The sequence below is a fragment of the [Muricauda] lutisoli (nom. illeg.) genome, assembly GCF_017313105.1.
In the GTDB taxonomy this organism is placed as follows: domain Bacteria; phylum Bacteroidota; class Bacteroidia; order Flavobacteriales; family Flavobacteriaceae; genus Flagellimonas; species Flagellimonas lutisoli.
The window spans coordinates 1049842-1070301 of record NZ_JAFLND010000001.1; the positions used below are offsets into that span (position 1 = coordinate 1049842).

Annotated in this window: 15 protein-coding genes; 12 read left to right on the top strand and 3 right to left on the bottom strand. The window is 44.1% G+C overall.

The window, feature by feature from the left end:
• Window positions 1-107 precede the first annotated feature (107 nt).
• Window positions 108-1163, top strand: coding sequence for an NAD(P)-dependent alcohol dehydrogenase (locus tag J0X13_RS04950; protein WP_207070333.1), 1056 nt, complete (start codon window positions 108-110; stop codon window positions 1161-1163).
• Window positions 1164-1269: 106 nt separating this feature from the next.
• On the opposite strand, the gene J0X13_RS04955 is transcribed toward J0X13_RS04950, so the two are convergent.
• The gene (locus tag J0X13_RS04955) at window positions 1270-3465 is read right to left on the bottom strand and encodes a transferrin receptor-like dimerization domain-containing protein (RefSeq protein WP_207070334.1); all 2196 of its coding nucleotides are present in this window, start codon (window positions 3463-3465) and stop codon (window positions 1270-1272) included.
• Between the two features lie 398 nt (window positions 3466-3863).
• Here J0X13_RS04955 and J0X13_RS04960 point away from each other — a divergent pair, with 398 nt between their 5' ends.
• Window positions 3864-4238, top strand: coding sequence for a group I truncated hemoglobin (locus J0X13_RS04960; protein WP_207070335.1), 375 nt, complete (start codon window positions 3864-3866; stop codon window positions 4236-4238).
• Between the two features lie 75 nt (window positions 4239-4313).
• Entirely contained in the window at window positions 4314-5591 is a 1278-nt protein-coding gene (locus J0X13_RS04965) for an aminotransferase class V-fold PLP-dependent enzyme (RefSeq protein WP_207070336.1), read from the top strand.
• 70 nt (window positions 5592-5661) lie between these two features.
• Here J0X13_RS04965 and J0X13_RS04970 read toward each other — a convergent pair whose 3' ends face one another.
• Together J0X13_RS04970 and J0X13_RS04975 are read right to left on the bottom strand one after the other, a co-directional pair.
• Entirely contained in the window at window positions 5662-9054 is a 3393-nt protein-coding gene (locus tag J0X13_RS04970) for an amidohydrolase family protein (RefSeq protein WP_207070337.1), read from the bottom strand.
• A 90-nt stretch (window positions 9055-9144) separates the two neighbouring features.
• A complete protein-coding gene (locus tag J0X13_RS04975) occupies window positions 9145-11208 on the bottom strand; it encodes a helix-turn-helix domain-containing protein (protein WP_207070338.1) in 2064 nt (687 codons plus the stop codon).
• 222 nt (window positions 11209-11430) lie between these two features.
• Here J0X13_RS04975 and J0X13_RS04980 point away from each other — a divergent pair, with 222 nt between their 5' ends.
• From J0X13_RS04980 to J0X13_RS05020, 9 genes are all read left to right on the top strand, one after another.
• Window positions 11431-12018 carry an ankyrin repeat domain-containing protein gene (locus J0X13_RS04980; RefSeq protein ID WP_207070339.1) on the top strand — a complete coding sequence of 196 codons (588 nt, stop codon included), beginning with the start codon at window positions 11431-11433 and terminating at the stop codon, window positions 12016-12018.
• A 20-nt stretch (window positions 12019-12038) separates the two neighbouring features.
• On the top strand, window positions 12039-13130 hold the full coding sequence (locus J0X13_RS04985; protein ID WP_207070340.1) for an acyltransferase family protein: 1092 nt from the start codon (window positions 12039-12041) through the stop codon (window positions 13128-13130).
• 103 nt (window positions 13131-13233) lie between these two features.
• A complete protein-coding gene (locus J0X13_RS04990) occupies window positions 13234-14667 on the top strand; it encodes an amidohydrolase family protein (RefSeq protein WP_207070341.1) in 1434 nt (477 codons plus the stop codon).
• A gap of 129 nt (window positions 14668-14796) precedes the next feature.
• Window positions 14797-15225, top strand: a complete 429-nt coding sequence (locus J0X13_RS04995) for an FKBP-type peptidyl-prolyl cis-trans isomerase (RefSeq protein WP_207070342.1) — start codon at window positions 14797-14799, stop codon at window positions 15223-15225.
• 281 nt (window positions 15226-15506) lie between these two features.
• Window positions 15507-17204, top strand: a complete 1698-nt coding sequence (ggt, locus tag J0X13_RS05000; protein WP_207070343.1) for a gamma-glutamyltransferase — start codon at window positions 15507-15509, stop codon at window positions 17202-17204.
• A 189-nt stretch (window positions 17205-17393) separates the two neighbouring features.
• Window positions 17394-17984, top strand: coding sequence for a Crp/Fnr family transcriptional regulator (locus J0X13_RS05005; RefSeq protein WP_207070344.1), 591 nt, complete (start codon window positions 17394-17396; stop codon window positions 17982-17984).
• 63 nt (window positions 17985-18047) lie between these two features.
• The gene (locus tag J0X13_RS05010) at window positions 18048-19148 is read left to right on the top strand and encodes an alkene reductase (RefSeq protein WP_390821833.1); all 1101 of its coding nucleotides are present in this window, start codon (window positions 18048-18050) and stop codon (window positions 19146-19148) included.
• Window positions 19149-19179: 31 nt separating this feature from the next.
• Window positions 19180-19602: an OsmC family protein gene (locus tag J0X13_RS05015; RefSeq protein ID WP_207070346.1), complete on the top strand. Its 423-nt coding sequence runs from the start codon at window positions 19180-19182 to the stop codon at window positions 19600-19602.
• A gap of 115 nt (window positions 19603-19717) precedes the next feature.
• Window positions 19718-20389, top strand: coding sequence for a ferredoxin reductase domain-containing protein (locus J0X13_RS05020; protein WP_207070347.1), 672 nt, complete (start codon window positions 19718-19720; stop codon window positions 20387-20389).
• Window positions 20390-20460 lie beyond the last annotated feature (71 nt).

The following is a 20460-nucleotide window of genomic DNA, read 5'->3' on the forward strand; positions in this document are numbered from 1 at the left end:
GCCACAAAAACAGATTACCCTACGAACAGGTTTCCCCTAAAAAAGAAGCACAGGCAACTTCAAAGTTTTGTACATTTAAAAAAACCACAACTAAAACAGAACACATTATGGACACTATAGCCGTAAAGGCCTTTGGCACCCAGTCTGCCGAAACCGACCTAAAACAAATGCAGATCGACCGAAGAACGGTCCTCGAAAAGGACGTGGAAATTGATATCCTGTACTGTGGGGTCTGCCATTCCGACCTTCATTTTGCCCGAAACGATTGGGGCATGACCCAATACCCAGTGGTTCCCGGCCACGAGATTGTGGGCAAGGTCACCCAAGTGGGTTCCGGGGTTTCCAAACACCAAGTGGGCGATATTGTCGCTGTGGGCTGTTTGGTGGATTCGTGCCGTAGCTGCCAGAGTTGCAAAAACGATGAAGAACAGTACTGCCCCGAGTGGGTGGGCACCTACGGAGGCTTTGACAAGCATTTGAACAGCCCTACCCATGGCGGCTATTCCGAAAAAATTGTAGTGGACGAGGACTTTGTGCTTAGCGTTCCCAAAAATCTGGATTTGGCGGGCGTGGCCCCTGTACTTTGTGCTGGTATCACCACCTGGTCCCCGTTGCGCCACTGGAAGGTGGGCAAGGGCAGCAAGGTAGCCGTGGTAGGCTTGGGCGGCTTGGGCCATATGGCGTTAAAATTGGCATCGGCCTTGGGTACCGAGGTGACCTTGTTTTCGCGATCCACCAATAAAATAAACGATGCCAAGGCCTTGGGTGCGGACCATGTGGTCATTTCCACGGAGGAAGCCCAAATGCAACAGGCCGCAGGCCAGTTCGATCTGATCATCGATACCGTGCCCTACGAGCATGATCTTAACCCTTATGTGGCCACCTTGGCCACCAACGGAACCTTAGTGGTGGTGGGCTATTTGGGTCCATTGGATCCCATGTTGGTCACCGTGCCCATGATCATGGGCCGAAAAAGCGTGGCAGGTTCCTTGATCGGGGGCATTGCCGAAACCCAAGAACTGTTGGATTTCTGTGGCGAGCATAACATTACCTCGGATGTGGAGGTGATCAACATCCAGGACATCAATACCGCCTATGAACGCATGCTCAAAAGCGATGTCAAATATCGTTTTGTCATAGATATGAAATCATTGAAGGACTAGTTGGCACTGTACAACCCAATCAACAGGCCGGATTAGGTATTCATCCAATAAAAACGCCCTTTGCAAAAATTGCAAGGGGCGTTTTTGGTTTTTCAGCGGAATCCAATTACTGCACTATGCTGTTCAGTTGTTGTACCTGCGCATTAAAATTCTTTAGGGTAGTGGCCAATACCCCGATTTGTTCCTGTGCTTCTTTCCATTCCTTCTGTTCAATGGCCTCGCGCACGCCTGGAAGTGTTTTTACCCCATACCCGGTGTAAAATCCGGGGGCGTAGATCTGGTGCTTGAACCAATCCCTACGGGGTAGTCCCTTATCCTGCAGCAATACCTGCTCCATACCCATCAACTCTTGGTTCAGTTGTGCCTTTTTGGCGCTGGACAGGGCAAGTACATCGGCCTTGGAAAAGGTGGCTATACTTTTCTTTAGATCGGCAACCACATTTTGTATGGGCGAAAAGTCCAAATAGGGTACTTCGTCCTTCATTTTTGCGGGTGCCACGGGTTTTTTGGGGTCCATGGTCAGTTGGTAAGCATCCTGCTTTACCAGTTTGTTGTGTTTTTCCACTTCGGCACGCATGTCCTCCAATGTTTTCATTACTTCGCCCAAATAGCCTTCAATGGTGCTGTGCCATTGGGTAAGTTCAAACGGCAGTACCTCGGCATTCGCCAAACGTAACGAAATACGCCCTGCGGTGTTGGCCAAAGCCACACCATAGTCAAAACCAGGGTCTTTAAAACGGGTGTAGTGGGTGTAGGTATCGTAAATGGTGTGGTATTCCCCACCACGGCCTTCGCCACCGTAGCCCAAGTTCAACGAGGCAATGCCCGTATGCTGTATAAATGGCGTATAATCCGAACCAGAGCCCAAAGCGGACAATTTAAAGGAGTTGTCGCCACCGCGCATTACATTGGCGGCCTTGCGACGCTCCGCAACGGAAACGCCTTTTTGCGGGTCGGTCACCGCATTGGCCACTTGGCCCACCATGGCCTGTAGGGAGTGGGAACCTCCAACGCCCAAATACCCACGGCTGTTACCATCGGTATTAATGTAGGCCACGGCCTTTTCCTTTAACTCTGGAATATGGTCCTCCACCCATTCGGTGGAACCGATAAGTCCGGGCTCTTCGGCATCCCAGGCACAGTAGACCATGGTACGCTTGGGCTTGTTGCCTTCTTTGGCCAATTGGGCCACTACGCGGGCTTCTTCCATTAGGGCGACCATACCACTAATGGGATCGCTGGCACCGTGTACCCATGCATCGTGGTGGTTGCCACGGATCACCCACTCGTCCGGAAATTCATCGCCTTCCAAGGTAGCGATCAGGTTGTGGGCAGGTTTCAATTGCCAGTCAAATTCCAATTTCAGGTGTACCTTGGCAGGTCCAGGCCCAATATGATAGGTAAGGGGCAAAGCACCTCTCCAAGAAGCCGGGGCCACAGGGCCTTCCAATGCCTCCAATAAAGGTTGTGCATCTTCGTAGGAAATAGGCAGTACCGGGATTTTGGTAATGGTCGGGGCCTCTTCGCGGTCCAAACGTTTCGCATTTTTGGTGGCGGCATAGCCGGGCGTCAATACATCGCCGGGATACAAGGGCATGTCCATTACGGAACCGCGCTGCACGCCTGTTTTGTTCTTAAAGGCACCTTTGGGGTATACATCGCCTTGGTAATAGCCATCATCTTCCGGATCGGAATAGATGATACAGCCAATGGCCCCTTTTTCGGCAGCCAGTTTGGGCTTGATGCCTCGCCAAGAACCGTAGTATTTGGCAATAACGATCTTTCCTTTTACATCGATGCCCATTTTTTCAAGTTCTTCGTAGTCACTGGGAATACCGTAGTTTACAAAGACCAGTTCGGCCTCTACGTCGCCATCGGTAGAAAAGGCGTTGTAGCTGGGCAACAGTTTATCGCCCTGCGCCGTGTAGGGGTCACCCTCCACGGGAATGGCTTCCAAAGAGGCGGTATATGTGGTGGGAGCAGTCAGCTCCAGCACCCGTACCTTGGGATAGGGAAAAAGCACTTGGTAAGTATCGATACGGGTCTTGTACCCCCACGATTTAAACTGCTTTTCCATCCATTTTACGTTCTCTTCGCCATATTCTGTACCTACCCAGTGGGGTTCGGCGGCCATGCGTTTCATCCATTGGTCGAGATTGTCGGCGGAAAGTTGTTTTTCGTATGCTGCTTCGAGCTGTTCTTGTGCTTCCGAAGCTGTTTCACTGAACCCAATAATGTTGTCCTGGGCCGAGACGCTGATTACTCCTAAAAGAAGGAGTAAGGGAAGTAATTTATTTTTCATTGTTTTGAATTAGCTCCCTAAATTTAAGGGATTGTTTAAAGGTAATGAAGTAAAAAGGCAAGAAGTGATGTCAAATTTTCAAAGAATTTGCATTTTCTTTGAAAAGCCCTGTTTAAATTGATAAAACGGATAGTGAACCTCAGCTGATTTCTTATTTGAAAAGATCTTTTTGGATATTTGAGCTTCATAGGAACATTTTTTGTGCCTAGGTATCCAAGGGGCACTATTAATCCCAGCTAACCTCCATGGTTTAATATATTTTCATTAACTTGTTGAAATATAGGCGGATAAATATCTGCCCAATAAAATTCTCCTTCCCATTTCTATTAATTTAATTATCGTTTACCCTCTGCCATAAACGATATTTTGGTACACGTAACAACCTAAACAAACATAAAATGGAACGCACACTTTTTGAACGACTTGGAGGAAGAGAAGGTATTTCCGCCATTGTGGATACCACTGTAAACAATCATATGGAGAACCCTGCGGTAAATGCCAGGTTTCTGCCTTTAAAAGACCAACAGGAGCGTTTACGGATAATAAAAGATCATACTATTGATTTTTTCAGCATGGGCAGTGGTGGTCCAGCAAATTATACCGGTTTGGACATGGTAGCTGCTCATACAGGAATGAATATTAGTCCAGGTGAATATTTTCATGTAATGGATGATATTATGCTTGCTTTGGATGCAAACGGAATTGATGAGGATTCTAAGAAAGATGTTCTTTCCGTTTTATGGTCCTTAAAAGGTATGATTGTTTCAAAATAGTATTTGGCAATGTCCGAGTCGGTTGTTTAACATTGGGGAATATTGGTTATTTTAGAAGCAATCAATCCAACCGATATGTCACAACGCAGAAAATTTTTAAGGCAGGGGGCAGCGGCCATGTTGTCCTTGCCCTTATTATCTTTTGACCCCCAAAAAGACTGGTCCATTCAATCTCTAAAAACCAATGCTCCCAAAGATGAGGCCTATTGGAACATGGTGCGCAAACAGTTTCCATTGAAAGAAGGACAGACTTACTTTAACAACGGTACCATGGGGCCAACGCCAGGGTATGTGCTCGATAAAATGTTCGACCATATGATGCACTGGAACGTGGAAGCCGCTACGGTGGACTATAAAAACGGGTCGGGCCCTGAGTTGTTGACAGGCTATTTTCCCTACGAGGAACTGCGAACCAAATTGGGCAAGATCATCAACTGTGATTTTAAGGAAATCTCCCTGACACAAAATGCCACCTTTGGCATGAACTACGTGGGCATGGGTCTTGATCTAAAAGCCGGGGACGAGTTACTCAATACGAACCAAGAACACGGCGGTGGTTTTGGTGCTTGGCAACTCTTGGCAAAACGTAAAGGCTGTGTGTACAAACAGGCCACCATGCCCGAACCTGCCAACGACCCTCAGGAAATTGTGGATGCTATTTTTAAGGAAGTCACGCCAAAGACCAAAGTAATTGCTATTCCACATATCGTATCGGGCTTTGGCACTGTAATGCCCGTTAAAGAAATCTGTGCCGAGGCCAGAAAACGGGACATTTTCACCGTTTTGGACGGAGCGCAGTGTGTGGGACAAATTCCCGTGGATGTTAAAGATATTGGTTGTGATGCGTATTACTCCAGTTTGCACAAATGGCTTTTGGCCCCTTCGGGCAGCGGGTTGTTGTACATCAATAAGGATGTGGTGGGCGATATCTGGACCACCATTGCGAGTTATAACTGGGACAATCAAGATGATCACGGTTTCCGTTTGATGCAAAATGGCACCGGAAACGCCGGTCTTATGGCGGGCTATGAAGCCGCTGTGGATTTCTTTAATACCATCGGCCATGATGTGTGGTTGGCCCGGGTAAAGGAACTGGGCAACTATTTGCGCGATGGCCTCAAGGAAATGAAACATGTCACTTTTTACTCCTCCACTAATGAAGCTATGGCCGCTGGCATCACTACCTATGGTGTGGAGGGCATGTCGGGTCCCGAACTACAGAAATATATGTGGGAAAAAGAGCGCTTGCAGCCCCGTTCAGTGGGGAGCAAGATGCTTCGCCATTCCGTTCATATTTATAATTCCAAAGCAGAGATCGACAAGGCTTTGCAATTGGTCGAGGGGTTGGGGTAGTTGACAAAGTAAAGACTTAAAAAAAGGCGCACTGATCAGTGCGCCTTTTACTTTTTATAAAGGTATGTTCTTATTTCTGCATACCTGGTACGCCTTCCGGTTTTTTGGTTTGCCAGTGGAAGGGTTCTGCTTCTTTTTTCACGGGTGCCACTTCATCAAGCGTGCCCGCATCGTAGACCTTACCGTTTTTGATCACATGGGTAAGCGTATTGGTGTTACGTATATCCTCCAACGGATTTTCATCCATAATGAGGAGGTCTGCCAATTTACCTTCTTCGATACTTCCCAAATCACCGTCCAAGCCAAGGGCTTCGGCACCCAAAATGGTGGCTACTTTTAGGGCATCCATGTTCTCCATGCCGCCACTGGCCACGGACCATAGCTCCCAATGGTAGCCCAATCCTTGCAACTGACCATGGCTTCCAACACCGCCAAGTCCATTATCTTCTACCAAATCTTTCATAAACTCGGCATGCTTGGGGAACACATGTTCTTCGGGCATAAACCAAGCGCCCCTTCTGCGTGATTTTTGTGCCAACTCTTCGTAAGGAGTGAAGTATTGGAGTTTTTGGTCATGATAGGGTTCTTCGGTCGCATAATAATAGTTCTCCGCCCATGGCCCACCGTAGGATACCAAAAGGGTAGGGGTAACGGCCATTTTGGACTCGGAAACGGAATGCACGACATCCTTATAAATGGGATAAATAGGGAAGGAATGTTCATGCCCCGGGTATCCATCCAACATTTGTGTCATGTTCAGTTTAAAATCCAATCCACCTTCGGTAGTGGGCATTAACTCCAATTCTTTGGCCGCCATAATGATCCATTGGCGCATTTGACGATTTCCTACCAAATACATTTTTATGCTTTTGGTGTCGTAGTACTCGCTGTATTGTTTCAACACTTCTTTGGCATGCTCCAACGATTTGATCTTATAGGCCCAATAACCGACACCGGGTCCGGTGCTGTATACACGTGGACCGTGCATCATACCGGCATCCACCATATCGGAATAGGTCAACACATCGGTAGTTGCCGTTTGTGGGTCGCGGGTAGTGGTTACACCATAGGCCAAATTGGCGGAATAGATCCATATCTGATTTTTATGGATTCCCCAATTGGGCCACATGTGGGCATGGGTATCCACAAAGCCCGGGGTAATTGTTTTACCGTTGGCATCTATTTCAACGGTTCCCCTGGGCACATCCAAAGATCCCGATGTTCCTACTGATTTTATGCGATTGTTTTCAATTAGGATATCACCGTTTTCAAGGACCTCATCATTTTTCATGGTAATGATCCTGGCGCCTTTAAGCAGTACCGTACCTTCGGGAATATCTTTGGTGTAGGTTACTTTTACCTTCAATTCCTTTGCTGTATAGCCTTTATCTTCTTCCTTGTCTTCTTTATCCTCATCTTTCTCGTCATCTTCATCCTTCTCTTCATCCTCCAATTTTTCGGCCTCTTTTTTGGCGGTAGCTACGCTGTCCGCATAGGCTTCAGCTGCTGGGATGTTATAGATAAAATGGCTTGACCCCAAGGACCAATGTACATCTTTGCTGTTACCGGCCCATGCAGGGAATTCACCGCCCATCACGGTCAGTTTTTTGGCCGGAAATGCTGCTTTATCGGCATTGGCGACCGAAATTTTAGGAGTTTTTCCAAATTTTGGAATGGTCACCGTGTAAATATCATTGTTGATCTTGGCCAGTGCTGTGGTCCCATCAGGGGATATTTTTATTTCCGATGGTGAAGACGATTTATCCTGTGGTTCCTGGTATTGTTCTGAACCTGGCAGGATATTGTGCCCTCCATTTTCATCATGAAAGCCAAAAGAGGAGGAACCATACGTGGTGATACCACTTAATTTTAAATGTTCTTTTTGATCGGTACCGTCCCAACGAATGGAGAGTAGGTCTTTTCCTTTGTTTAGGTAAATACGATCGTCCACTTTGGTAAAGTGCGGATTTGAACGCCCCTCTGCTTTGTCAATAACGGTAACTTTTCCACCATCTGCCGAAATCCATGCCAAATCTTCTTGTGCACCACTGGCCCTTGGTCCAATGGCATCCCTATACACTTGTGCCGAACCTTTGGTGAATACTATTCGGTTGTTTTTATAGGACCACGCAGGGTTACTGTAAATGGCCGCTTCTTCGGTTAATTTTTGAGCCCTTCCACGTCCATCGGCATTCACTTTGTACAAATGACCACCGTCTGTTTCCCAAGAGGCGAAAACAATGCTTTCCCCATCTGGCGACCACGTGGGCTGTGCTTCTGTAAAATCGTTTTTGGTCAATCGCTCCGGTGTTCCGTTGGGCAGGTCCATCACATAAAGTCTGTTTAAAGCTGTAAAGACCAATTTACTCCCATCTGGCGAGGGTACTCCATCGCGAATCTGTGTGACCAGTGCTTCAGGGGTATCTTCAATAGGGTATTTAAATTTGAGTTGTGGTCCCAACTCAATGTTCACATCTACTTCAAAAGGTATTTCTGTGGCCGTATTGGAGTCAATATTGATCGTATATATTTTACCTCCATAACTGGCGACTAAATTTTTACTGTCTGGAGTAAAGGCCATACCTGGCAATACGCCCAGGGGAGCAATGGATTCCTGTTCGTCCCTTTGAACCGGGTACGCTAACCAACGCTCATCACCATTCTCCAAGTTTCTCAGTACAAGTCCTGTTTCTGTTTCAAATCGGCTTCCGTATACCAACCATTTGCCATCTGGGGAAAGGGTAGGGGTGAATGCAGAACCGTAGCGGGAGGTGATGGTAGAAACGCCACCATCATCCATACTATAAGTGCCCAATTGATATTGAGGCAGTTGTGCATTATAGTTCCATGCCCTCATCCTTCTTGAAAAATAAATGAGCTTGCCGTCAGGGGCAAACTCTGGGTCGATGGTTTTCAGATTGTCCGGTTTATCGATCAGCTGTGCACCGCTGCCGCCATCTTTATGGTACATGTGCAGTTTTATGTTTCTGCGACCGCGTGCACCGACAATATATTCACCGTCAGGACTCCAATCGGCCGAAAAGAAATTCTGGTTGCTGTCCTTGGTGATCTGTTTGGTTTCTTCGGATTCCAAATCCATGGTCCAAATATTATCGGATCCACTTTTATCGGAAATAAATACAATGGACTTACCATCGGGGCTATACCTTGGGTGTACATCATAGGCCATTCCTTCGGTGACTTTGGTAGCTTTTCCACCTTGTACGGGGATGGTGTATAAATCGCCCATCATATCAAAAATGATGGTTTTCCCATCTGGGCTTACGTCCAAAGAAAGCCAAGTGCCCTCTTCGGTGGTAAAGGAGATTGATCTTTCAGGTTCCAAAGGAAGTTCCTTGGTTGCTTTTTTGGTACTGTCGGTTTCTTGCTTCTTGTCTTGCGCGAAAAGCGTTGAAAACCCTAAAAACATGGCCAAGGCCAATAGGTAGAGATTTTTTTTCATTTAGTTAGTTTATTGATGACTAAAGCTAACAAGATATGAAAAAATGGGATAGTTCTTGGGGAGGTTTTGGTTGTTGAAAAAAAACTAGGTTCAAAGCAACTCTTTCTCTTGCAGGATTTCCTTGAGCCGATCATGGTTCTCCCAAAATCGATCCTCTATTTTTTGCATAACCGCTTCGTATTTTGGGTTAGTCTCAAGTTTTTGAAGATTGGGGTCCAGTCCCATAAACAAAAGGATCCAATATTGAAAATGGTTCTTGGTGGCAAATGCCTCCAATTGTTCAATGGCTTGGTCCGTTTTTCCTTCGTAGGCATATTTTACGGCCATACTTGCTGGTTGATAAATGGATTGGTCGTTCTCACAATACTGGGTATAGGATTTCAACAATTTATCGGCTTCTTCTTGGAATCCCATTTTCTCATAGGTGACCCCGATTTTAATATCCTCTTGTGGGTAAATAGTTAACCCTCTTTGTTCTCTTATATCATGAAAAGGTTTGTAGTAATGATATGCGCTATCATACTCCTTTTGAAAATAATGTAGTTTGGCCACTTCTTGTAAAAGATCCAATCGAGAAGTATCTTTCTGCAGTTCTCGTTTAAGGTCATTTAAGGTTTGCTTGATGTCTCTGTTCTTTGCATATAGTATATAAGACTTAAGGTATGGTGCATAAGGGTTTTGGGGAAATAGTTCAAGGGATTTGTCGATATATTCTAAAGCCTCGTCTGTAAATCCAGACTGTATCAAGGCATTGCTCAGATGCAGATATATATAGCTCTCGGCCGTATCGTTATCAGCAACATCCAATTGAATGCCCTTTAGGGCATATTCCAAATACTTTCCGGTATTGGGCAGGCTATTTGCATAAAGGGAGGACAACATATTCACTACCGCCGAAGAATTGGGGTTGTATTCCAAAGCTTTTTCCAAATGCGGGACTGCTAACCTATAATCCCCGATGTGCATATAATACAAGGCTTTTGCTATCAAACTTTCTGTTAATTTGGAGTCGTGCAAGAGCGCCTTGTCCGCATAGTTATTGATGGTTTCCGTATACTGTTTTTCCTTTTTGTAGATATCAAGATAATAATAGGCTATGGCCAAATCTGCGTAGACCAATGCAAAACCCGGGTCTTCTTCCAAGGCTTTCTTGAACAATGGAATCGCTTCTTCGAGTCCTTCAGCAGTTCCGCGGTTAAATGGCTCCAATGCCTGTAGATAATAATCGTAGGCAGCGATATTTTCGGTAGGCTTTTTGTCAATTTGTTCCAATTCGGATGGAGTCACCTTTGCCTTGATGGCGTCGGCAATTTTCTTGGCCACCTCATTTTGCACGGCAAAAATATCTACTAACTCATGGGTATATTGTTCTCCCCAGATTCGGGTATCGGTAACTGCATCTATCAATTGGATGTTGAGCATTACTTGGTCGCCCACTTTCTGACCACTACCTTCCACAATATAATTTACATTCAATTCTGAAGCAATATCACTTATGTTCTGATCGGAATTTCGATACTTTTCCACCGATGTCCGACTGATTACCCGCAAATCTTCAATTTTTTGAAGGTTGCCCAAAGAAGCTTCCATCAATCCATTTACAAAATATAAGTTTGTTGTATCACTGCTCTCATTTTTAAATGGAAGTACGGCAATGGACCTTTCCAAACTTGTTTTTTCCACTATATCCGCAGTACGAGGGTAGGAGGGCATTAGGATATATGCGATACCACCACCGATTAAAATGGCCAAGGCTACAAAAGCCCATCTATACCTTTTTAGAAAAGAAGGCGATACAAGCTCTTTTTTTTCTTCCATGCCCTGTTTGCCAACTTCACCGGGAGGATAACCGTAATGTTCCCGGAAACATTTGATAAAATAGGAGGTACTGCCAAAACCTACCTGATAAGACACTTCCGAGACGGTAAGGTCGGAATCATTGAGCAATTCCATGGCTTCCTCCAACCGTATTTGCCGAATAAACTGACTGGCAGACAATGCTGTATGTTTTTTGCATTTACGTAGCAGACTGGAGCGGCTCATGTTCATGGCATTGGCCAGTTCCGATACGCCAAAGTGTTCATCGCTAAGATGTTGTAGAACAATGGCTTTGGCCTCGTCGGTAAATTTCTGCCCTTTCGGTTTGTCTAGCATGGTGGTTTGCAGATTGATAGCTGCATGGACATAACAAATATAAGTGATTCCTTTTCAGGGCAAAAATGCAGGTTTTGCCGCATAATTTATATCGCTGCACCATAATTTTCATGGACTGCGCAGGACTTATATACAACGCAGCATAGGTGATTAGTGCTGCATCGTGTTTTGGAGAACCTTTGTAGTGTAAAATTTATTGTTCAATACTTAAAACGAAAAGTCATGAAAAATTTTAAAAACAATTCAATGAAAAATGTAATCTACGCACTCCTTATTGTAACACTAAGCTTATCCGCTTGTGGACAAAAAAAGTCAGGGTCCGATAGAGCATCAACAGCCCAAACAGAAGTTAAAGCGCCAGACATGGCCCTTTCTGCTGCCGTGGTCGCTGGAAACTTGGATGCGGTTAAACAGCATATTGCGGCAGGAACCGATATTGACGAGAAGGATGCACTGAGTGGGTCTACCCCATTGATTACGGCCATTACTTTTGATAAAAGGGATATTGCCCAAGCATTGGTCGATGCCGATGCAGACTTGACCATCAAAAACAACGATGGTGCCACTGCTCTCCATGTGGCTGCTTTTTTTGGTAGGGTTGAGGCCGTTCAAATGTTGATGGATGCTGGTGCCGATAAGTCGGCAAGAAACAATTTTGGCGCGACTCCAAGAGAGACCGTTATGGGTTCTTTTGAGGATATGAAACCTATTTATAAAATGATGCAGCAGCAATTGGCTCCGATTGGACTACAACTCGATTTAGCCGAGGTGGAAAAGGCACGCCCAACCATTGCGATAATGCTACAGTAATCAAACAAAAAACAACAGTCATGAAAACCGCACGTAGACACGATATTGATTGGTTGAGGGTCATCACCATCGCCTTGCTCTTAATGTATCATATTGCGATTATTTTTCAGCCTTGGGCCATGTTTATAGGCTTTGTAAAAAGTGAACAACCTTTGGAGAATTTATGGATACCGATGACCATGCTCAATGTGTGGCGTATCCCGATCTTGTTCTTTGTATCGGGCATGGGACTTTATTTTGCCATGCGCAAACGGAACTGGAAGCAATTGATCGGGGAACGGTCCAGACGGATATTGTTGCCATTGTTATTTGGAATCGTGGCCATTGCACCCTTGCACATGTTCATATTTCAAAAATTCTATTCCCTGCCATTAGGGTATTATCCACACATGGGACACTTGTGGTTTCTGGGGAACATTTTTATCTACGTGTTGTTGTTTTTGCCCATTTTTTATTTGTTAAAACATAGGGAGGGAGGGAAGTTCAAACAAATTTTGAACAAGCTGATGTCCAATCCCTTTGGCCCATTGTTGGTGTCCCTTGTTTTTATGTTGGAAGCCATTTGGGTAAAGCCACAGATATATTCCTTGTATGCGGAAACCTGGCACGGCTTCTTTTTAGGAGGATTGGCTTTCTTTTTTGGTTATCTATTGGTTTACAGCGGTCAACATTTTTGGGACACCGTTAAAAAATGGCGTTGGGGCTATTTGGTACTTGCCCTGGCATTATATGTGGTGCGTTATCTTGAATTCCAATTGGAAGCACCGGGTTATCTTATGGCTTTGGAGTCCAATTACTGGATTTTTGGCGTGTTCGGACTTGGATATCGCTATCTTAACAAGCCGCACCGAATATTGGGTTATTTGAGCCAGGCTGCCTATCCCGTATACATCATCCACATGTTTGTCATGTATTTTGGAGCTTTGTTGATCTTGCCTTTAAAGATTGACCCATGGATTCAATTGTTGGGAATAATTGTTTTCACTTTTGCCATGTGTTATCTTATTTATGAGCTCCTAATCCGTAGGGTTTGGTTTTTACGGCCCCTGTTCGGTTTAAAAGGAAAGCAAAAGATGGTGACTGCAAAAAAAGTCTTGGTGAATAAACCTTGAAAACATTGGAGGGAAGGTTAACTGAAGAAAATAACTCGGAATAGCGTAACAGATTTGAAATCAAAGCGTCAGATAGGTTGTTGAAAAGTCAATTTTTTATTTAATGAAACTATTAAAAAGGATTTTAAGAATTGTTTTTGCTCTTGTTGGTCTTCTGATCATCGCCGTTCTTATCATTATTGGGGTCGATTCCCAAAAAACGAGTTATTTGAAAATTGACAATCTGTCCGATGGGAATGTCAACACTTATCTGATCACGCATGCGAATGTTATCCCGATGACTAACGACACTGTTCTAAAAGATCAAATGGTGTACATCAAAGATGGGGTTATTGAGGAGGTTGCAGCTAATATCGCTATTGAGGGCGTAGATGTTATTGATGCTAAAAACAGCTATCTAATGCCTGGCTTAATTGATATGCATGTCCATGTTTGGGACAGATACGAATTGGGACTTTACCTTTCCAATGGAGTTACCGCTGTTCGAAATGTGTGGGGAATGCCCATGCACTTGCGGATAAAGGAAGATGTGAATACCAATGAAATTGTTTCTCCCTTGTTCTTTACTTCCGGCCCAAAACTTACCGGGCCTGAGTTTATAGGTGATGATAACTTGAATTTGACAACTCCAGAAGAGGCAAAGGACAAACTGGTTTCCTATAAGGAGCGAGGTTATGATTTTATTAAAACCTATTACGGGTTGACCCCGGACATATTCGAAGCTGTCCTTGAACAAGCGAAGATATCGGATGTGGATGTTGTTGCCCATCCTTCGCAAAAAGTACCGTATTCCTATCATTTTGACCCTCAGATTAAGTCCATAGAACATACGGAAGAGTTTATTCAACAACCACTGAATTATACCTTGGATACGGTTAAACTAAAGGAAGTGATCGATCTATATGCGGGAGCAAAACACAGTGCCCATTGCCCAACATTGGTTGTTTACCATAATATCTATCAGATGTTGATAGACGATAATATCTTGGAATCCGAGGCATTGGATTATATGAATCCAATGATCAGAAAGGAGGATAGCAAGGCGCAGTTTGATAGATGGCACAATAGCAAACTGGAAGACGCTTCGGTAACGGAACGGATTAAGGATCAACATGATTTTCATTTGTACATCATAAAAAAACTGCATGAAGCCGATGTGAGGATCATTTGCGGCACCGATGCCGGTATCGGTGTTACAGCCCCTGGGTTTTCCATTCATAAAGAATTGGAGTTTTATAAAGAAGCCGGACTGTCCAATTACGAAGTACTGAAAACGGCTACCGTAAATGCTGCCCAAACACATTCGATTATGAATAAGATGGGAACTATTGAAGGAGGGAAGGTCGCAAATTTCATACTGGTTGACCGTAATCCCTTATCGGACCTTTCTACATTGCAACATCCATCCACGGTTTTTATAATGGGCAGAAAGTTGGATAGAAGTATCCTGGATTCTTTCGAAGAAAAAGCCAAAAACCGTAAAAATCTGATCGCCTCGGGATTACGATACGCAGAAAATTTGATGATTGAAAAATAGATGGGCTTATACCGTTAAATATTTGTTTAAAAACCCATTTTTCAGAAAGCAAGGGCCAACTCTTTCGTTTAACCATTTTATACCTCATATATTTGCAACGTTTTGATTTTAAAACTGTAAACAAACATTATGAGTAAAGTAAAAGAAAATGACACTGTAAAAGTTCATTACACGGGTAAATTGACCAATGGGCAGGTTTTTGACAGCTCATTGCAAAGAGATCCGTTAGAAATAAAATTGGGCGAAGGTCAGTTGATACCTGGTTTTGAAAAAGGACTTATTGATATGGCCGTTAATGAAAAGAAAACCATCACCATCGACAAAAAAGATGCGTATGGAGAGGTTAACGAGGCGCTTTTTCAAAAGATATCCAAGTCACAATTGCCGGAAGACCTTACACCGGAAGTTGGAATGGGCTTGGTTGGAGCCAATGCTGCTGGTCAAGAACAACAATTTAGGGTAGCTAAGGTAGAGGAGGAAGACATTATCATTGATGCCAACCATCCTTTGGCCGGACAAGATTTGGTATTCGACCTAGAAGTGGTGGAAATACTATAAGCATACCTTTTTAACATATTCTCTTTTATACAAGAGTAGAAAAGCCACCCTTTGGGTGGTTTTTTTGTGGTCAAATGTTATTGATTGGAAACAAAAGCGCCGACCTATCCGCAAGTAATTAAAATATCGGTTCGCTAATTTCAATACCAACTTTTTTAGAATAGCCCCCATAATTTGGGTCTACTATCCTTATATTTAAAGGAATAAACCAACAATTGAACTAATCCAATGATTTTGAATCACTTCGATTCAAATCGGAACTACCTTTTAAAAAGTTGAAAATGAAAATTTTATCTTCCTTCATTGCCATGGTCCTATTGGGAAGCATGGTTAATGCACAAGACCGATTGACAGGGGAAACCTTTACCACACGCTCTGAAATTTTGGCACAGAACGGGATGGCCGCAACAAGCCAACCCTTGGCCACCCAAGTTGCTTTGGATATCTTAAAAAAAGGAGGGAGCGCAATTGATGCTGCCATAGCGGCCAATGCCGTACTAGGACTTGTAGAACCGGCAAGTTGTGGTATTGGTGGCGATGTATTTGCTATAGTTTGGTCGGCCGAAGAACAGAAATTATATGGTTTAAACGGTAGTGGCAGGGCGCCGAAATCCTTATCCATTGATTATTTTATGGAAAAAGGGATGAAATATGTTCCTCTTTATGGTCCATTACCGGTATCGGTTCCAGGCTGTGTAGATGGCTGGTTCAAATTGCATGAGAAATTTGGACGGTTATCCATGGAAGACATTTTGCAACCAGCCATAGATTATGGAAATAATGGATTTCCGGTATCCGAGGTTATTGCCTATGAAATGGCGTCCAGTTACGAAGGACTAAAAGATCAACCGGGTTTCGCCCAAACCTATATGCCTTCTGGAAGACCTCCGGTGAAAGGAGAGGTATTTGTAAACCAGGATTTGGCCAACACGTATAAACAAATTGCCCAAGGGGGTCGTGATGCCTTTTATAAAGGTTCCATTGCGAAGACCATTGATAGCTATATGAAAAAACATGACGGGTTTTTAAGTTATGAGGACTTGGCCAGTCACACCTCCAATTGGGTAACGCCGGTTTCCGTGAACTATCGGGGTTACGACGTTTGGGAACTTCCACCCAACGGACAAGGTACCGCAGCGCTGCAGATGCTGAATATTCTTGAAGGCTTTGATATCGGCGAAATGGGTTTTGGTAGTGCCGAATATCTACATGTGCTCACAGAAGCCAAAAAGTTGGCCTATGAAGACAGGGCCAAATTTTATGCTGACCCCGAATTCAACAAAATTCCTTTGGAAACACTCTTATCAAAGGAATATGCTTCACAACGAAGAAACCTTATGAGTCCCGACAAAGCGGCTGATACCTATCCTGCCGGTGATATGGAAATAGAAACAGGAAATACAACCTACCTGACCGTAGCCGATAAAGACGGCAATATGGTTTCGTTTATACAAAGTATCTATTCCGAGTTTGCATCCGGTATGGTGCCCGATGGATTGGGCTTTGTACTTCAAAATCGTGGGCAAATGTTCAATGTTCAAGATAGGGACCATGCCAATGCACTGGAACCCGGTAAACGCCCATTTCATACTATCATTCCTGCATTTATGACCAAGGAAGGTAAACCGTGGGTGAGTTTTGGTCTTATGGGTGGAGCAGTGCAGCCGCAGGGGCATGCGCAGATTGTGGTGAACATTGTTGATTTTGGAATGAACTTGCAAGAAGCCGGGGATGCACCAAGAATGCGACACCGCGGCAGTTCGCAACCTACAGGGTCCAAAATGACCAATGGGGGTACCTTATATCTCGAAACTGGTTTTGCACCCGAAACGCTTAGGGAATTGCGTAAAAAAGGCCATCGTATTGGCTTTGGCGTGGGGATGTTCGGTGGCTACCAAGCTATAGGTGTTGATTTGGAGAACCGAGTGTATACAGGTGCATCAGAATCAAGAAAGGATGGTCAAGCCGCGGGTTATTAAATCCGAGGCACAAGCTGTCAAGGAAATGAATGCAGCTGGTTTGAACTTGGAACGGAATGATGATGATCTACCATGGCAGCACTGTATGGTCTTTATTAAAGAATAGTGTTCCTGTTCTTGCACATGCTTCCTTCTTTTTCTTGAACACAACAATATGAATATACCCCCAATTAACCTTTTTATAGTTTTATGACCCATGAACCGCTAATTGAGCACGTGAAGAACCAGGTGGTCGCAAGACCTGAAGATTTGCTTTTGTTCACTTCTAAACTTAGGGAAGTCGCTGTAGCCAAAGGCAAATTTTTATTACGTCCGAATACCTATGTAAAACATGAGTATTTTGTGGTAGAGGGCTGTTTAAGCGCTTATTATTTGGACAAGAAGGGCAACAAAAATATAGTTCAATTTGCCATAGAGAACTGGTGGCTCGGCGATTTTGACGCATTTTACAATGGGGTGCCCTCCAAATTATACATTGAAGCCTTGGAAGATTCAACTTTGTTGGCCATCAACCACGATGATTTACAGACGCTGTTTCAGCAGGCTCCCATATTCGAACGTTATTTTAGGTTATTGGTCACCAGTGCTTTCATTTCGCTCCGTAAACGTATCCTATCCTCCTTGGGAAAAAGCGTTAAAGAACGGTATTTGGAATTCTGCGAAAGTTATCCAAATATCGAGGACCGTGTCCCCAACTATCAAATAGCCAATTACTTGGGGGTTTCCGCAGAAGGCCTTAGCCGTGCCCGAAGAAAATTGGGAGCGTTAAAAAAAACCTAATTGATCTAAGTCAATCATTTTGGCCTTACATCATTGTATATTTCTGATAAATAAATGAGACATATGCAAAACTTACTTACTCCTTACAACAATAACATTAGCTTAAAAAACCGTGTCGTAATGGCACCAATGACCCGAAGCAGGGCTGTTAACGACGAAAATAAGCCAACCGACGAACTCCAAGGGCTATATTATGAACAGCGTGCTTCCGCGGGTTTAATCATCACCGAAGGTTCCCAGGTATCCGAACGTGCGGTAGGATATGTAAACACCCCCGGGATACATACCAAAGCCCAAATGGAAGGCTGGAAAAAGGTGACCAAACGGGTTCACGACAAAGGCGGTAAAATCTTTATCCAGTTATGGCATGTCGGTAGAATGTCACATCCGGATTTCCATGATGGGGAATTGCCTTTGGCGCCATCAGCGATAAATCCAAATGAGCAATCGTACACCCCCGATGGTTTTAAAGATACCGTAACCCCAAAGGAAATGACCAAAGAAGATATTAAAACCACGGTGGAAGATTTTAAGAATGCAGCCAAAAATGCGGTAGAAGCAGGGTTTGATGGGGTGGAAATCCACTCCTCCAACGGCTATCTCTTCCATCAATTTTTTAATGGCACATCCAATAAAAGGACCGATGAATATGGTGGAAGCCATGAAAATAAAGCGCGGTTCTTTTTTGAAGTATTGGACGCGGTCAAGGAAGTTATTCCAGAGGAAAAAATCGGAGCTCGATTCAACCCTTCATTAAATGGGGTGTTTGGAATGACCATGGATGAAGACACCATTCCCACATTTGAATACATCATCAAAAAATTGAATGACTATAATCTGGCGTACATCCATTTATCCGAGCCATTTACGGACGTTTCCGATATACCCTACGCGGTAACGGAAATAGCCAAACATTTTAGACCCTTGTACAATGGTACGCTAATGATCAATGGAGGATTTGACCAAGATTCCGGAAACGAGGTCATTGCCTCAGGAAATGCAGATTTGGTGGCCTTCGGGAAACCATACATCTCCAACCCGGACTTGGTGGAGCGCTTTGAGAAAGGTCTTGAATTGGCCGATTGGGACAAGGATACGTTCTACACTCCTGGAAAAGAAGGATATACCGATTATCCTATGGCCAACACCAAACAAGAAGCATAAATAGATTTTAATAAAATTAAAAAGATAACACATGAAATTTACAAGAAACGCACATGCCCAGTGGAAAGGATCGGGCAAAGAAGGAAAAGGAACATTAAATACAGCCAGTGGCGTATTGGACAAAACACCGTATTCGTTCCACACTCGCTTTGAGGATGGGAAAAAAGGTACGAACCCCGAAGAATTGGTAGGGGCGGCACATGCCGGCTGTTTTGCGATGCAGTTAAGCTTTTTATTGGGTGAGGAAGGATTTACCCCAGAAAGTTTGGATACTGCTGCCACCGTAACCTTTGAAGATGGAGAGGTGACCACAATCAATTTGGATTTGGAGGGTGATATTCCCGAGATAGATGCCGAGCAATTTCAGCAAATAGCACACAAGGCCAAAGAGGTATGCCCCATTTCAAAATTGCTAAAGGCGGATATTCAACTAAAAGTCACTTTAAAAAAGTAGTGCTGGGCATCCGCTGAATGGAGAAGGGTGCTGGAGTTTAAAAGGTAACACAGCTTTTTAAGGGCGGACACCCTAAAAAAGAATAGAATACATTTTTAACGATTAAAAACACTACATGCCACATAAAGTAAAAATTCAAGAAATAGGTTTTATAACCCATAACGTACTTCAAATCCGGACCCAACGACCGGCCGACTATGATTTTGAGCCAGGTCAGGCTACCGAAGTTGCGCTGGATAAGGAAGGCTGGCGGGAAAAAAAACGCCCGTTTACCTTTACGGGGCTTCCCGACGATGGCTTTTTGGAGTTTACCATAAAAGTGTATCCCGACCACAAGGGCGTAACCGATATGTTACAAACGCTGGAACAAGGCGACCATTTGCTGTTGGAAGATGTTTGGGGTGCGATATCCTACCAAGGTCCCGGCGTATTTTTGGCCGGTGGGGCAGGGGTTACCCCCTTTATCGCCATCTTTAGGCATTTGGCCCAACAGAATCAGTTGGAAGGAAATCGACTGTTGTTCGCCAATAAGCGCGAAAGGGATATTATAATGGAAGCGGAATTTGAAAAATGGCTGGGCAAGGATTTTATCAATATACTTTCCGAGGAGCATAGCAGTAAGTATCCACACGGTTTTATGGACACCCAGTTTCTAAAAGAACACATTACGGACAAAGACGCCAAATTTTATCTCTGTGGACCACCACCCATGATGAAGTCCGTACAAAAAGATTTGGAAGCACTCGGTATTACAAAAGACCAAATGGTAGCTGAAGAGTTGTCCTAAAAGGAAATACCATTATAATCAAAAACAGAAAAGCCAACCTTAAGGTTGGCTTTTTTAAATGGTATTCGCTG